The following is a 14879-nucleotide window of genomic DNA, read 5'->3' on the forward strand; positions in this document are numbered from 1 at the left end:
GTGTGTCGTAGAGCGGCAATGGCGAACCTTTGCCTTCGCACCGACCGAGCCGCAAAGAGCTACTTCACAGCGGACGAGAGCGACCGCGCGTGGTGATCGCTCCCGGCGCGGGCGTAGTTGAAAGCCGAAGCGATGAAGAGAACGGCAGGCGCGACAAGACCGAGGCCGATGATCACTCCGGTCGTTCTTCCGTCAGCGGCGCCGGCCCGATAGTCGAAGACCTGCAGCAGGGCATAGACGACGCCGATCGCGACGGCGTAGCCGACCTTGTTGGTCATCGCCAGGAGGGCGAGATGCAGGCTGACGCGGTCGCGCCCGCTTCGGATGCGGTCCTGATCGGCCAGATCGACCATCGCCGCGCTGAGGTTGAACTGGTAGCCGCCGGTGAAAAAGCCGATGGCTGCATAGGCCGCCATGGCCAGAACCGCCGAACCCGGCGGCACGGCCGCGAAAACCAGGCTGGCCAGCGCCGCGCCGATCATCGACAGGCCGAAACCGAACCTTTCGCCGCGTCGCTGACTGACCCGCATCAGCACCGGAATGCCCGCCAACATGCCCAGCATGAAGCACAGCATGATCATCGGATATTGCGCACCCAGCCGCAGATGATCCGAAACGATAAAGAAGGCGGTCGCGCTGTTGGCGGCGTATGCGGCGCCGGACAGAAGATCCGCCGTCAGCAGGCGACGCAGCGGTCCAGGGGCGGAGAGCAGCACCCATAGATCGATCGGCGAGGGTTTGTGCGCCGGCTGATATGCGCGGCGCGGCAGAAAGACCAACGCGGGTAGGAGCGTCAGTGGCAGGAGAACCATCACAACTACGCCCAAGATCCGGGCCTGGTCCGTCAGAGACGACGTCTTGCCGATCAGGGCGGGGGCCGAGAGTATGGCGATCATGCCGATCACCCCGGCCCATTCCCGCCATCCGATCAGCCGCACCCGCTCGGCCGGATCGCGGGTCAGTTCGGCGGGCCAGGCGGCGTGGCTGATCTGGACGATGGTCCAGCCCAGATAGAACAGGAACAGCAGCCCCCCGAGGCCCGCCACGCCGAGACCCGGCGCGGGGTCGAACAAGGGCCATACGGTCAGCAGCATCAGGGGCGCCGCGACCAGAATCCAGAACTTGCGACGGCCCAGCGGCGGATTGGATCGGTCCATGACATAACCGACCGCCGGGTCGATCAGGATGTCCCAGAACCGCGCCGCCATGAACAGCAGACCGACCGCCGCCAGCGACAGGCTCGGCTGCTGGGCATAGAGGGGCGGCAAGAACGAGATCAGAGGCAGCACTAGGGCCTTGGTCGCGGCGCCGGGCAGGGCATAGGCCGCCCGAACCCCGATGGCGGAAGGCGGGCGGCTCATTTCGGGGCTTTCATTTCCGAAGGATAGACAGCCGCGCGCGACGCGCCCTCGCGCATGCGATGCACCATCTCGGGCCAGCTCTCGGCGTCGACGCCGGGGAAGGCCTGGGTCAGATGATCGGGATCGACCGGCGTGGTGAAGGAGATCACGTCGCCGCCCCGCCAATGATGCAGCCGCAGAAGCGGCGGCTCCAGAGAGAGACGCGGGGGCGTCATTGGGTCGAACGCCAGAACGAACTGGTGCGCCGTGCTCGGCGCCACGGCCACGCGCGCGCCGCCGAACATCCCATCCATGGCCCGATGGATGTGCCCGCAGACGATCAGCTTGACGTTGGCGTGACGGGCGATCACCGCCTCGAAAGCGGGCGGAAGCGCCGGTTGCATCGCGTCCATGAACCCCAGTCCCGTGGGCATCGGGGGATGATGCATCAGCATCATGACGGGATGGCCGGCGGTTTCCGCCAAGGCACCGTCCAGCCATTCGAGATCGACCTGGGTGATCCGGGCGTGTTCCTGTCCCGGTGTCACGGCGTCGAATGCGACCAGTCGCAACTCGCCCAAGGGCAAGACGAAATGCGCCTTTGCCCCATCGCGCGGCAGATAGTCGTGTTCGGAGAATGTGCGCGCGAGAAGGGCGCGATCATCGTGATTGCCCGGCAGGACCACCAGCGGAATGTCGATGGCGGCCAGCAGATCGCGAAGGCAGCCATAGGCTTCGGCGGTCGGCTCATCGACCAGATCGCCGGTGACGACGACCAGATCCGGTCGCGGGTCGAGGGTGTTCAGCCGGCGGACGGCCCGCGCCAGAAAGGCGCGGGTGTCCACCATGCCGTAGCAGAGCGTCGGCGGCGCAACGACGTGCAGGTCCGTCAAATGGGCGATCAGCAAGGCGTCGGCCATCAGTAACGCAGGCTCAACGACAGGCCATAGGTGGCGGGCGCGCCGACGATACGCTGCTGACCCGTCACGACGCCGGCCGATGTCGCGGCCGGGATGACGCCCACGAAATAGGTCTCGTCGGTGACGTTGCGACCGAAGGCCGCCAGGGTCCAGCGCCGATCCGGCGAGGTCAGGGCCAGACGCAGGTTCACCAGGGTATAGCTGGCGACCGGGACGAAGTTGTCGATCTCCTTGAAGTGCTTGCCCATGAAGTTGACGTTGACCTGGGGCTCCAGGTCCCAGCCGTCCGCCAGATGGAAGACGTAGGCGGCGTCGATATTGAACGACATCTCGGGCGTGTCGGGCAGGGCGTTGCCGTTGCGGCGGGCGACCTCGGCCGGGCTGGACGACACGAAGTCATCGACCTGGGAGTCCAGATAGGCGGCGTTGAAACCGACGCGCGCGTCCGCCGTGGGCCGCACCGTCAGATCGATCTCGGCCCCCTTGATCGTGGCCTTGGCCACATTGGTGCGGATCGCCGTCGTCACCGGCCCGATCGTGCGGATCGAGTTGGCCTGAAGGTCGCTGAAATCGTAGTAGAAGGCCGCCGTGGTCAGGGTGAACGGCCGACCCCGTCCGAACATCTTGGCCCCCACCTCATAGGCGTTGACCTGCTCGGAACGGAACGGCAGCGCCTCGGGCGCCGAGAAGATGGTCGAGCCGTCGAATCCGCCGCTCTTGAAGCCGCGACTGAACGATCCGTACAGCAGGGCGCCGTCGTCGGGGCGATAGGACAACACCACCCGCCCCGACACATTGTCGTCGGCGAAGTCATTGTCGAACCGCACGGGAACGCCCGTGAAGACGAAGCCCGCCACGCTGGCGCCGTAAGGGTTCAGGTCCAGCGTCGCGCCGCGGAAGTTCGCCGTCTCGTCGTTATACCGCAGGCCGGTCGTCAGGGTCAGGCGGGGGGCCAGTTTCCAGTCCGCCTCGCCGAACAGGGACCAGCTTTCGCGCGTCTGGCGATAGTCGGTCTGGAAGACCGTCCTCACCAGGTCGGAGGCGTCCAGCAGGCTCCCCAACTGGACCGTATCGCGGAAGTAGAAGGCGCCGGCCGTCCAGTCGACGCGCCGGCCGGTGTCGCCGCGCAGCCGGACCTCGACCGTGTCCTGCTTGATATGGTCCTGGTAATCCAGGTCGAAGCTGCGGCGCGGATCGCCGGGATCGAAGGTGTAGCGGCGATCCAGATCGATATGGGCGCCGATGGCCGTCAGATGAAGCCCGCCGCCCAGGGCCTGATCCAGCCGGACCTGCGCGCCGGACTGGTCGGAGTGAATCCGGGGAACGAAGGTGCCGTAATAGGTGTGGGGGTCCGTATCCGGTTCGCGGAAACCTGTGGCGGAAACCCCCAGCACGTCCGACTGGCTGTTGTCGCCGCGATCACGCGCCTGGTTCACCTGGGCGGTGATCGTGGTCGCGTCGCTGGGCCGGAACACCAGCGTTCCTCGCAAGGCCAGGAAGTCGGCGTCGCCGACGTGATCGCTTTCCGGCACGAGCGGCAGGGCCGGGACCTTGGGCGAGGGGCTGGTTCCCGCATAGGCTTGCGTGCCCTTGTTGGTCAGGAAGCCGCCGCCGCTTTCATAGGTCGCCGCCAGACGAAAACCGAGCTGATCGGTGATCGGCCCGCCGATGCCGGCCTCGCCCTTGAAATGACGATAGGAGCCGTATTCGCCCCGCACATCGGCCGCCAGCTGATCGGACGGCCCCCGGGTGATGACGTTCACGGCGCCGGCCGTGGTGTTGCGTCCGTAGAGGGTGCCTTGCGGTCCTTTGAGGATTTCGACCCGGTCGATGTCGAACAGCGCGCCGCCGATCAGGGCGTTCGAGCCATAATAGACCTGATCGACAGTGACCGCGACGGCCGGATTGCCGTTGGAGCGGAAGTCGTCATAGCCCACGCCGCGAATGACGATGCTGGGCGAGGCGCGTCCCGCTACGTCCTCGCGCAGCACCACGCCCGCCGACAGGGCCGAGAGGTCCAGCAGGCTGGCGACGCCCCGGTCCTGCAACTGCTGGCCCGTGAAGGCGGAAATGGCGATCGGAACGTCGCTGAGGCGCTCCTTCTTCTTGCGCGCCGTCACGATGATGTCGGAAACGGTGTCCGGTTCGACCGGCGTTGCGCCTGGTCCGTCGGTCAGGCCTTCGCGCGCCTGGGCGACGGGCGCGAAGGCTGCGGCGGCGAGCAGCAGGGATACCGAAATGGCGTTCTTGTTCATAGTCTCCTCGCTCAACATGCATTCGTGTATGTATTGGCCGGGAGTGAGGGTTTCGCGACGCCGTCCACCGAGTTTCATGACAGTCTCGACCGTCTTGGATGACAGTCGCTCGGCGGCGCTCGCGAAATGGTGGATTTCGGGGTTGTCGATCCGGCGAAGGTCAGGAAAGGAGCAGTATGAAGTCCGCCACATCACCTGACGCAGGCGCGCGCCGCGCGTCCGACACGCCGCAGAAGCTGCTCGACGCCGTTGTGCGGGTGGTGTTCCAGCAGGGGTATGCCGGCGCCACCATGACCCTGATCGCCAAGGAGGCGGGAGTCACGCGCGGCGCGATCCAGCACTATTTCGGCGACAAGCGCGTGGACCTGATGGCGGCGGTCTGCGCCCATCTGCTGGAGCGTCGTCAGAAGCAGTATCGCGACGGCATGCAGGAGCTGGTCCGCGCCGATTTCCCCGACGCGCGTGCCCAGTTGAAGGTCGCCTATCGTGACCCGGAAACCTGGTTCCTGGTCGAGCTGTGGATCGCGTCACGCAGCGACGCCGCCCTGCGCGACAAGGTCGATCTCTATCTGAAAGAAAGTCACGATCTGGACGACCGGGCCCTATCGGACCTGCTCGCTAGCGAACAGCACGGCGCGGTCGATTTTCGCATCTACAAATATTTCATGCGCGCCCTGACGCGCGGTCTGGCGCTAGAGCATTCCCGCCGCCCGGACGCCGCCTTCTTCGATGCGGTCGCCGATTTCGCCTACGACGCGGTCGAGGCGTCTCTGGCCAGGCGTCATGGCGACGGCTGACAGGGGGGCGGAACGCCGAGGGCCTCGACATCTCGGAACTCTGCGGCAGCGCTTCATTCCACATTTGGGTCGGCGCGAACCTGTGACCGTCGAACAACCGAAGTCTGGCGGCCTGAGACACTGACACCTGAGACTTCGTCGGACATTGGTGATAAAGATCTCTCGCGATGCTCAAACCTTTGCGGGAAATCGTCGGTCGGTTTGGCTTCGTCGGCACCCTGTTGCTGGCGTTGGCGTTCACCGTGCCGGCTTTCGAAAGCCATGCCTGTGTGGCGGAGGCTTCGTCGCGCGTAGAGGTCGTGGATGCGACGTCCGGCGGGGCGGACGTTCAGTGCCCGGATTGCGGCCCGGCGTGCGCGAACGGCTGCTGTCATGCGCCGCATTCGGCTATGTCCAACGATATGTCAGCGCCGCGTTTCGTGGCGGTTTTCGGCCATCCGTCGGTCTGGAGCGACACCGTCGCCTCTCCCCTCGGGCGGCCTGACGGTCCCGAGCGGCCTCCAAGAGCCTGATCCTCGGCTGGACCCGGCGTCCGGCCTATCCGAGCGTTACGCGCGGCCGAGACGTCGCGCGTCCTGAACTCTGGGCCCGACCGCGTGTCGGGCGAGGACAAATCATGACCTTCAAGAAACACTGGCTGATGACCGGCGCGGCCGTCGTCATCGCCTTGGGCGCCGGCTTCGCGGCCGCCCGTATTCTGGACCGACCGCCGACCGAGGCCGCCCATGCCGAGGCGGGCCATGCCGAAGAGGCGGGCGAAGAGGCTTTCGTCAAACTGACGCCGCAGGAGGCGACGCGGGCCGGGGTGTCCGTCGTCACCGTTCAGCAGGGCGGCGGCGCCGAGCTGAAGCTGCCGGGCCGCGTCGCCTTCGCGCCCGGCGCAGAGGCCGCCGTGGATGCGCCCCTGGGCGGCGCGGTGGCGCGGGTTCACGTCGGTCTGGGCGACCGCGTCGCCGCCGGTTCGCCCCTGATCACGGTGCGCAGCCCGGACGGCGCCGCCTCCCGCGCGGACGCCGACGCCGCCGGGGCGACGGTCGAGGCCGCCCGCGCCGCCGAACGCCGCGACCGCGCCCTGTTCGAAAAGGGCTGGGTGTCGCAGGCGCGACTGGACGTGACCGCCGCCGAGACGCGCCGGGCGGAGGCGCAGCATCGCGCCGCCCGCGCCCGCGTCGGGGCTTTCGGCGCCCCCGGATCGGACGGACTGACGGTGGTGCGCAGTCCCATCGCCGGCGTCGTCACCCGGATCAGCGCCGCGCCGGGGCAGGTGCTGCACGAAGAGGCGTTGCAGGTCGCCGCCGTCGCCGATCCCGGCCGCGTCGAACTGCTGTTCGAGGCCCCGCCGGCGGCGGCCGCCATTTTGAAGGTCGGGGACGTGCTGGAAAGCACGGTCGCCGGATCGCGTGTCGTGTCGGGGGTGGTCATCGCCATCGCGCCGGCCAATGCCGCCGGGGTCGTCATCGTGCGCGCCCGCCCGTCCAGCAGCGCGCCGCCTGCGGGCTCGGTCGTCTCGGCCCGGATTTCGGCGGGCGTCAGAAAGGGAACCCCGGTCGTGCCGCTGGATGCGGTGCAGACCGTGAACGGCGTGCCTTCCGTCTTCGTGCAGGAGCGTGGCGGCTTTCGCGCCCGGCCGGTCGTGACCGGGCGAACCGCCGACGGCGGCGTCGAAATCCTGTCCGGTCTGAACGGCGCCGAGCAAATCGCCGGCGTCGGCGCCTTCCTGCTCAAGGCCGAATTGGCCAAGGGCGAAGCCGAGCACGGACATTGATCATGCTGAACCGCATCATCGACGCCTCGGTGCGTTTCCGCTGGCTGGTCGTCGGCCTGGCTGTCGTCTTGGCCCTTCTGGGCGGGCGTGAACTGCTGCAACTGCCCATCGACGCCGTGCCCGACATCACCAACCGCCAGGTCCAGATCACGACCGTCGCGCCCGCCCTGGGGCCGGAAGAGGTCGAGCGCCAGGTCACGTTTCCGCTGGAGACGGCCTTGGCGGGCCTGCCGGGTCTGACCGAAACCCGTTCCCTGTCCCGGCACGGCTTTTCGCAGATCACCGCCGTCTTCACCGACGCGACTGACACCTACTTCGCCCGCAACCTCGTCAACGAGCGGCTTCAGGCGGCGCGCGAGACCCTGCCTGCGGGTTTGTCGCCGTCGATGGGGCCGGTCGTGACGGGCCTGGGCGAGGTCTATATCTGGACCCTGGAGCTGACCGGACCCGCGGCGCGTCCCGGCGCAATCTATGTCACGCCCGAGGGCGAGCGGCTGGTCACGGATCAGGAGAAGGCCACCTATCTGCGCACCGTTCAGGACTGGATCGTCGCGCCCCAGCTGAAGACCGTGCCCGGCGTCGCCAGCGTGGACGTGCTGGGCGGCTATGTGAAGGAATATGCGGTCCATCCCGACCCCAGCCGCCTGGCCGCCTATGGCGTCGGTCTGGTTCAACTGGTCGAGGCGCTGGAACACGCCAACCGCATCGCGGGCGCCGGCTACGTCAACCGCGCGGGCGAGGCCTATATCGTGCGCGCCGATGCGCGGCTGAAGAGCCTGGACGATCTGGCCCAGACGCCGATCCTGAACCGGGGCGGCCAGGTCATTCGCGTCTCCGATGTGGCGACGGTCGAGATCGGCCGCGCGCCCCGCCTGGGCTCGGCCAGCGCCGACGGTCGCGAGACCGTGGTGGGCACCGCCCTGATGTTGCAGGGCGAGAACGCACGCGAGGTCGCGCACCGGGTCGGCGAGCGGCTGAAGGCCATCGCGCCCAGCCTGCCGCCGGGCGTCAAGCTGCGCCCCGAGATGGACCGCACAAAACTGGTCGAGGCGACCATCCGCACGGTGGAGCATAATCTGCTGCTGGGCGCGCTTCTGGTCGTGGCCGTGCTGTTCTTCGCCCTGGGCAATGTGCGGGCGGCGATCATCACCGCCCTGGTCATTCCGCTGAGCTTCCTGTTCGCCGCCTCGGCGATGAACAGGTTCGGCATCAGCGCCAATCTACTGAGCCTCGGCGCGCTGGACTTCGGCCTGATCGTCGACGGCGCGGTGGTGGTGATCGAGAACACCCTGCGTCGGCTGGGATTGCAGCGCGCCGAAACGGGCCGTCCCCTGACCGTCGCAGAACGGATGTCGGTCGCCGCCGCCTCGGCGCGGGAGATGGCGCGCCCGGCCGCCTTCGGTCAGGCGATCATTCTCCTGGTCTATGCGCCCCTGCTGATGTTCGAGGGGGTGGAAGGCAAGATGTTCGGGCCGATGGCCGCCACCGTCATGCTGGCGCTCGCCGCCGCCTTCGTCCTCAGCTTCACCTTCGTTCCCGCCATGGCCGCCCTGCTGGTTCGGGAGCCCAAGGCGGATCATGAGGAGACGCGGCTGACGCGCGCGGCCAAGGCCCGCTACCGCCCCCTGCTGGAAGGCGCCATCGCGCGACCCCGGCTGGTCCTGACCGGGGCGGGGATCGCCCTGTTGGCGGGCGTGATCGCCTTCCTGACGCTGGGTCGCGAGTTCGTGCCTCAGCTGGACGAGGGCGATGTTCTGGTCCAGGCCCTGCGCGTGCCGTCGACATCCCTGGAGCAGAGCCAGGCGATGCAGTTCCAGGTCGAGCGGACGCTGAAGGCCATGCCCCAGGTCGAGCGCGTCTTCACCCGAACCGGCACGGCCGAGGTGGCCTCGGACCCCATGCCGCCGTCGATCTCGGACACCTTCGTCATCCTGAAGAACCGTCGCGACTGGCCCGAACCCGGAATGGCCAAGGCCGATCTGGTCGCGGACATGGAAACGCGGTTGTCGCCGCTGCTGGGCAATAATTACGAATTCACCCAGCCCATAGAGATGCGGTTCAACGAACTGATCGCCGGGGTGAGGTCCGACGTGGCGGTCATGATCTATGGCGATGATTTCAAGACCATGGACAAGACGGCCCAGCAGGTGGCCGCCGTCCTGAAGGGCATAGAGGGCGCGGCCGACGTTCGGGTCGAGCAGGTGTCCGGCCAGCCGACCCTGACCGCCGGCGTCGATCGCACCGTGGCGGCGGCGCAGGGCGTCCATGCGTCCGACGCGGCCGACGCCCTGGCCATCGCCTTCGCCGGCCGCACCGCCGGTCAGGTCAACGAGGGCGATCGACGTTTCGACGTCGTCGTTCGGCTGGACGAGGCCCTGCGCGCCGATCCGACGATCATGGAGCAACTGCCCGTCATGCCCGAGAACGCCCCGACGGGCGCCCCGACCGTGCCCCTGTCCTCGGTCGCCCGGTTCGACGTGACCGAGGGGCCGAACCAGATCAGCCGCGCCGACGGCAAGCGCCGGATGATCGTTCAGGCCAATGTCCGGGGCCGCGACCTGGGCGGCTTCGTCGCCGAGGCGCAGGCCAAGGTCGGCCGACAGGTTCCGCCGCCGCCGTCCGGCTGGATCGACTGGGGCGGCCAGTTCGAGAACCTGCAGCGCGCCTCGGCCCGTCTGGCGCTGATCGTGCCGATCGTCTTCCTGACCATCGGCGGGCTGCTGTGGATGGCGTTGCGGTCGTGGAAGGACGCGGTCCTGGTTTTCGCGGGCGTGCCGCTGGCCCTGGTCGGCGGCGCCCTGGCGCTGGCGTTGCGCGGCATGCCGCTGTCGATCAGCGCAGCGGTCGGCTTCATCGCCGTGTCCGGGGTGGCGACGCTGAACGGCCTGGTGCTGATGCAGGCCATCCGGCAACGCCTGGACGAGGGCGCCGCGCCCGAAGAGGCCGCGCTTCACGGCGCGATCAGCCGGCTTCGCGCGGTGGTGACGACGGCCCTGGTCGCCGTGCTGGGCTTCGTTCCCATGGCCTTCGCATCGGGCGCGGGGGCCGAGGTGCAGAAGCCGTTGGCCACGGTCGTCATCGGCGGGCTGACGACCGCGACGATGCTGACCTTGATCGTCCTGCCGGTCCTGGCGTCACGATGGAGCGGCGCTTCGGATCGATGATCCTGTCGGAGGGGGCGCCGGCGACGCGCCCTCCGACGACCGGGGGTCAGTCGCGGTAGTTCAGGGCTGGAGCGCGGTCGCCCAGAAGGGCGCGGTAGTGGAAGTCGGGGCCCCGGCGGCGTTCGAACTCGGTCTTGGCGGCGGCGACGGTTTCGGGGCTCTGGAACAGTTCGGCGGTGGTCAGGGCCAGGGTCTTGGCCGCCAGGTGCGCGCCCTTCAGGCCGATGGAGGAACCGGCCGCCACCACGTTCTGCCAGCTGTGACCCGCCGATCCGGGCACGAAGGTCGCCGTGGACAGCCCGACAGTCGGCGTGACCCAGGAGACGTCCGACACGTCGGTCGAGCCGCCGAAATCGCCGCCGATCACCGCCGGCTCGATCTCTCCGACGCTGGACAGCGGCGGTCTGGAGGCCAGGGTCTTCTGGATTTCCGTGGCCAGGGCGACCTCTTCCGGCGTCCAGCTGATGCCGCCGACGGCGTGCAGATTGCGGTCCATGACCGTCATCAGGGCTTCGTTCGGCAGCATGGAATAGACGCCGCCGATGGCCTCGAACTCGACCCGCGTGCCGGTGCCCAGCGCGGCGCCGTCGGCCGCCTTCTTCACCCGCTCCAGCACGTCGCGAACGATCTGCGGATCGGTGTGGCGGACGTAGTAGTAGCTTTCGGCATAGGCCGGGACGACGTTCGGCGCGCGGCCCCCGTCGGTGATGACATAGTGGATGCGGGTGCGGTCGGGCACGTGTTCGCGCATCAGATTGACCATGGCGTTCATGGCCTCGACCGCGTCCAGGGCCGAGCGGCCCTTGTCCGGCGCGGCGGCGGCGTGGGCGGCCGTGCCGTAGAAGCGGAACTTGCCCGAGACATTGGCCATGGTGTCGCCCTGGCGGGCGCTGTTGACGTCGCCGGGGTGCCAGTGGACGGCGACGTCCACATCGTCGAACAGGCCGTCGCGGACCATATAGACCTTGCCCGATCCGCCCTCTTCGGCGGGCGTGCCATAGACGCGCAGTTCGCCCTTGATGTTGTTGGCGGCCATCCAGTCCTTGACCGCGATGGCGGCCTGGACCGAGGCGGCGCCGAACAGGTTGTGGCCGCAGCCGTGCCCGGCCGGGGCGCCGGCCGACTGCTGCACCGGGCTGAGGGTCTGGGACAGGCCGGGCAGGGCGTCGTATTCGGCCAGCACCGCGATGACCGGGCCGTCGCCGGTCTTGTAGCGGGCCAGGAAGGCGGTCGGCTCTCCGGCGATCCCCGGCGTGACGGTGAAGCCCGCATCGCGCAACTGCCCCTGAAGCAGGGCGGTGCTTTGCGTCTCCTGATAGCCCAGTTCGGCGAACTTCCAGATTTCCAGCGCCGCATGATCCAGGGCCGGTTCGTTGCGCTCGACGGTGGACAGGATCTGGGCGCGGGCCTGGGGCGACAGTTCCGCGGCGGCGGCCGGCAGGCCGAAACCGGCCAGGGCCGCAGCCAGGGCCAGGGCGCGCATCGAGACGGGCTTCATGGGGAACTCCGATAAGCGACTGAAGAAGAGACGGGCGGAGGGGCGACCCTCCGCCCGTCGGGCAGATTAGAAGGTTTTGCGGAAGTTGACGTACCAGTAGCGGCCATAGGGCTGATACACGGTGCCGAGGTAGCCCGCCGCCGACAGGGGCGGCTGTTCGTCGCTGAGATTGCGCACGCCCAGCCGAACCGAGGTGTCGGACAGCACGCCCTGATCGAACTGATATTCGGCATACAGGTTGGCCGTCAGCGTCGAGTCGATCGTCCAGTAGTCGCCGGTGGAATTGACCAGGCTGCTGTCATACATCGACGAGATATACTGGCTGAAGGCGCCCACCGTCAGGTTTTGATAGCGCCAGCTTCCCGACAGCGACCACTTCCATTCCGGCCGGCCCTGGTCGTCGATCAGGTCGCCCATCCGGCCGCCGAAGGTGATGGAGGCGGGGATGGAACCGGCGTCGCGCGCGGCCTGCAGGTCCTGCATGCCCGGCGACATTTCCAGATAGTATTTGATCAGGTGCGAGACGTTCAGGTTCAGGCTGAAATCCCCGACCCGCGTGCCGCGCAGGTTCCACATCACGCCCAGGTCCAGCCCCTCGACCGTCTGGGGCTGCTGGTTGCTGTAGGCGTCGGTGATGTACTGCACCTCGCCCACCGGGGTCAGGCCGGTGCCGGCGAAGATGGCCTGGTCCGCCGCCGTCGGATCGGCGCGTATGACATTGGGGTTGGAACCGCCGCTCTTGCGCAGCAGATAGTCCAGGATCAGGGCGTTCTGGCCCCGGAACAGGCCGACCATGCCGGTTTGTTCGACCTTCCACAGGTCCGCCGTGACGGTGAAGTTCCCCAGTTGCTCGGGCAGGAAGCGCGGCTGGATCACCACGCCGACCGAGGTGGTTTCGGACTCCTCGGGCTGCAGGTTCGGATTGCCCGACCGCCGCTCGGCCGTCAGCTTGCGGACGTGGGTCTGGGTGGCGTTGGCCTTGTCGGCGAAGGTGTTGGGAATCTGCGACACGGTGCTGGCGCCGCACTGGTTCATATTGGTGATGGCGCCGCGACGCAGCAGGGCCTCACAGTAGATGTAGTCGTTGGAGCTGTTGGACCGCGTGATCACGGTGGCGTTGATCTGCTCCAGATTCGGCGCGCGGAAGCCCTGGGCCCAGGAGGCGCGGATGCGGAAGCCGTCCACGATGTCCCAGGCGCCGGCGATCTTGGGCTTGGCCACGTCGCCGAAGTCCGAATAGTTCTCGAACCGGCCCGCCAGCTGGACCTCCAGATTATGCACCAGCGGAATGTTCATCTCGGGCGAGACGAGCGGGGCGGCGACCTCCAGATAGGCCGAGAACACGTCGCGTTCGCCGTAGGTGTCGGGGTTCTCGGACGAGTTGATCAGGTCGCTGTAGGTCGCGCCCGACTTGTCGGTGTAGCGGATCGTGCCGTCGATGCGGCTGTCGCGGTCGTCCAGCTGGCTCTCGGTGCGGAACTCGATGCCTGCGGCCATGCCGACAGGGCCGGCCGGAAGCTGGAAGACATCGGGACGCGAGACCTTGAAGTCCCACAGGCCCAGCTCCGTCTTGGTCTTTCGCACCATGTCCACGCGGATGGCGTCCAGCGCCGCCTGGTTGGACGGGGTGGAATCGCCGAAGCGCGGACTGGTCGGGTCGCCGCCGTTGAAGAAGTTGTAGGCGTCGGGCGTCGATTTGGCGGCCCATTCCGCCAGTCGCGTGGTCGAGATATTGTCCGACACGTCCTTGGCCGAGGCCTCGGACCAGACCAGCGCCGATTCCCAGCGCCAGCCGCGCCAGTCGCCGCGCAGACCGCCCAGGAGGCGGTACTGCTCGTTGGTGACGTCGACGTTGATCGGTCCCATGTCGTTGAACCGATAGCCGGTCAGGCGGACATCGCGCTGGAACGGGTTGTAGGCGTTGGTCCCCGGGATCGTCATGGCGATGGACGACAGGGTGTTGATCGGGGCCTGGCGCGCGTGGGACTGGGCGCGATAGCCGCCCAGTTCGCCGAAGAACTCCACCGCATCGTTGATCTTGTAACGGGCGGTCAGGAACAGGTTGTAGCGGTCGATCTCGGGGATGACGGTCAGGTCTTCCCGCGCCGTATCGGCCAACAGCGAGGAATCGACGTTGGTCGTCTTCTTCAGGCACAGGCCGTTGGCCAGGGCGGCGGCGCAGCCGCTGAGCGTCGACGGCTGGATGGTGAAGGTGGTGAAGCCCGTCACCGCGCCATAGCTGGCCGAGCCGCTGGCCACCGTGAACTGGCCCCACGGCGTCAGGGACGACAGGCCGTTCAGGCCCGAGTTGTTCTCGAAGCCGGTTCCGGCGAATAGCGGGCGCTTGTCGTCCGAGGCCGTATAGGGCTGCTCCAGCGTGGTCAGTTCGCTGCGGTGGTCGTAGTTGAAGAAGGCCGAAACATTGCCGCGTCCCTCGGCGATGTCCTGACCGCCGTAGAGCGAGAAGTTGAACTCGCGCAGGCCCGTGCCCTCGGCGCCGCCGTACTGGCTGGAGACGGTCCAGTCGGTCATGTCGTCGCGCAGCACGGTGTTGACCACGCCCGCCACCGCGTCCGCGCCATAGATGGCGGCGGCGCCGTCGCGCAGCACCTCAAGACGTTTCAGGCCCGACACCGGAATGGCGTTGGTGTTGTAGGTCAGGACCGGCACCAGATGCTCGTTGGCCTGGGACGTCGGGTGGCCCACGACGCGACGGCCGTTCAGCAGGACCAGGGTGTTGCCGATGCCCAGGTTCCTGAGGTTGACCGAGCCGGTGTCGCCGCGCGCCGAGTTGGACGAGGCCGGCAGATAGGCGGAGTTGAAGGTCACGTCGCCCATCTGGGGGATGGAGCGCAGCAGTTCGTCGCCGGACGATGCGGCCGTGGCCAGAATCTGCTCCTCCCCGACGACGGTGACGGGCAGGGCGGCCGTGACCTTGGCGCCGCGAATCTGGGAGCCGACGACGACGACCTCGTCCACCTCGGTCGGCTGCGGATCGGCCTGTTGGGCCGCGGCGGCGGTGGCGACGCCGAACAGCGCCGTGGTGGCCAACATGGCGGTCTTCAGGCTTTGGCGAGCGAAGGCTGCACGCATGGTTTTGTCATCCCCTTTACTGGTCATCGAACACGGCATCCCCCGAT

The 14879-nt window shown here is 67.8% G+C and carries 9 protein-coding genes; 4 read left to right on the forward strand and 5 right to left on the reverse strand.

The features are described 5' to 3' along the window. Nucleotides 1-59 precede the first annotated feature (59 nt). From SH203_RS05025 to SH203_RS05035, 3 genes are read right to left on the reverse strand one after another with little or no spacing between them, the layout of a single operon-like run. Entirely contained in the window at nt 60-1361 is a 1302-nt protein-coding gene (locus tag SH203_RS05025) for an MFS transporter (RefSeq protein WP_087119770.1), read from the reverse strand. After that, on the reverse strand, nt 1358-2260 hold the full coding sequence (locus SH203_RS05030; RefSeq protein ID WP_087119771.1) for a phosphodiesterase: 903 nt from the start codon (nt 2258-2260) through the stop codon (nt 1358-1360). Before SH203_RS05030 ends, SH203_RS05025 begins: the two co-directional genes overlap by 4 nt. Continuing rightward, nucleotides 2260-4515, reverse strand: coding sequence for a TonB-dependent receptor (locus SH203_RS05035; RefSeq protein ID WP_159457537.1), 2256 nt, complete (start codon nt 4513-4515; stop codon nt 2260-2262). The genes SH203_RS05030 and SH203_RS05035 overlap by 1 nt, the downstream gene beginning before the upstream one ends. 176 nt (nt 4516-4691) lie before the next feature. On the opposite strand from SH203_RS05035, the gene SH203_RS05040 reads away from it, so the two are divergent. From SH203_RS05040 to SH203_RS05050, 4 genes are all read left to right on the forward strand, one after another. Next, nucleotides 4692-5312, forward strand: a complete 621-nt coding sequence (locus SH203_RS05040; protein WP_159457538.1) for a TetR/AcrR family transcriptional regulator — start codon at nt 4692-4694, stop codon at nt 5310-5312. Between the two features lie 167 nt (nt 5313-5479). Further along, the gene (locus tag SH203_RS15260; RefSeq protein ID WP_143275686.1) at nt 5480-5824 is read left to right on the forward strand and encodes a hypothetical protein; all 345 of its coding nucleotides are present in this window, start codon (nt 5480-5482) and stop codon (nt 5822-5824) included. Nucleotides 5825-5928: 104 nt separating this feature from the next. Further along, nucleotides 5929-7077: an efflux RND transporter periplasmic adaptor subunit gene (locus SH203_RS05045; RefSeq protein ID WP_087119773.1), complete on the forward strand. Its 1149-nt coding sequence runs from the start codon at nt 5929-5931 to the stop codon at nt 7075-7077. Between the two features lie 2 nt (nt 7078-7079). Continuing rightward, on the forward strand, nt 7080-10241 hold the full coding sequence (locus tag SH203_RS05050; RefSeq protein WP_087119774.1) for an efflux RND transporter permease subunit: 3162 nt from the start codon (nt 7080-7082) through the stop codon (nt 10239-10241). Nucleotides 10242-10287: 46 nt separating this feature from the next. On the opposite strand, the gene SH203_RS05055 is transcribed toward SH203_RS05050, so the two are convergent. Then, nucleotides 10288-11739, reverse strand: a complete 1452-nt coding sequence (locus tag SH203_RS05055; RefSeq protein WP_087119775.1) for an amidohydrolase — start codon at nt 11737-11739, stop codon at nt 10288-10290. Between the two features lie 66 nt (nt 11740-11805). Continuing rightward, a complete protein-coding gene (locus SH203_RS05060; RefSeq protein WP_087119776.1) occupies nt 11806-14832 on the reverse strand; it encodes a TonB-dependent receptor domain-containing protein in 3027 nt (1008 codons plus the stop codon). Between the last annotated feature and the right edge of the window lie 47 nt (nt 14833-14879).

It is taken from the genome of Brevundimonas sp. SH203 (genome assembly GCF_002157625.1).
In the GTDB taxonomy this organism is placed as follows: domain Bacteria; phylum Pseudomonadota; class Alphaproteobacteria; order Caulobacterales; family Caulobacteraceae; genus Brevundimonas.

Bases quoted from the DNA above. Each gene is read 5' to 3' on its own strand.
- SH203_RS05060 (WP_087119776.1), bottom strand. From the start codon at position 14,832: ATGCGTGCAGCCTTCGCTCGCCAAAGCCTGAAGACCGCCATGTTGGCC.
- SH203_RS05050 (WP_087119774.1), top strand. From the start codon at position 7,080: ATGCTGAACCGCATCATCGACGCCTCGGTGCGTTTCCGCTGGCTGGTC.
- SH203_RS05055 (WP_087119775.1), bottom strand. From the start codon at position 11,739: ATGAAGCCCGTCTCGATGCGCGCCCTGGCCCTGGCTGCGGCCCTGGCC.
- SH203_RS05045 (WP_087119773.1), top strand. From the start codon at position 5,929: ATGACCTTCAAGAAACACTGGCTGATGACCGGCGCGGCCGTCGTCATC.
- SH203_RS15260 (WP_143275686.1), top strand. From the start codon at position 5,480: ATGCTCAAACCTTTGCGGGAAATCGTCGGTCGGTTTGGCTTCGTCGGC.
- SH203_RS05040 (WP_159457538.1), top strand. From the start codon at position 4,692: ATGAAGTCCGCCACATCACCTGACGCAGGCGCGCGCCGCGCGTCCGAC.
- SH203_RS05025 (WP_087119770.1), bottom strand. From the start codon at position 1,361: ATGAGCCGCCCGCCTTCCGCCATCGGGGTTCGGGCGGCCTATGCCCTG.
- SH203_RS05035 (WP_159457537.1), bottom strand. From the start codon at position 4,515: ATGAACAAGAACGCCATTTCGGTATCCCTGCTGCTCGCCGCCGCAGCC.
- SH203_RS05030 (WP_087119771.1), bottom strand. From the start codon at position 2,260: ATGGCCGACGCCTTGCTGATCGCCCATTTGACGGACCTGCACGTCGTT.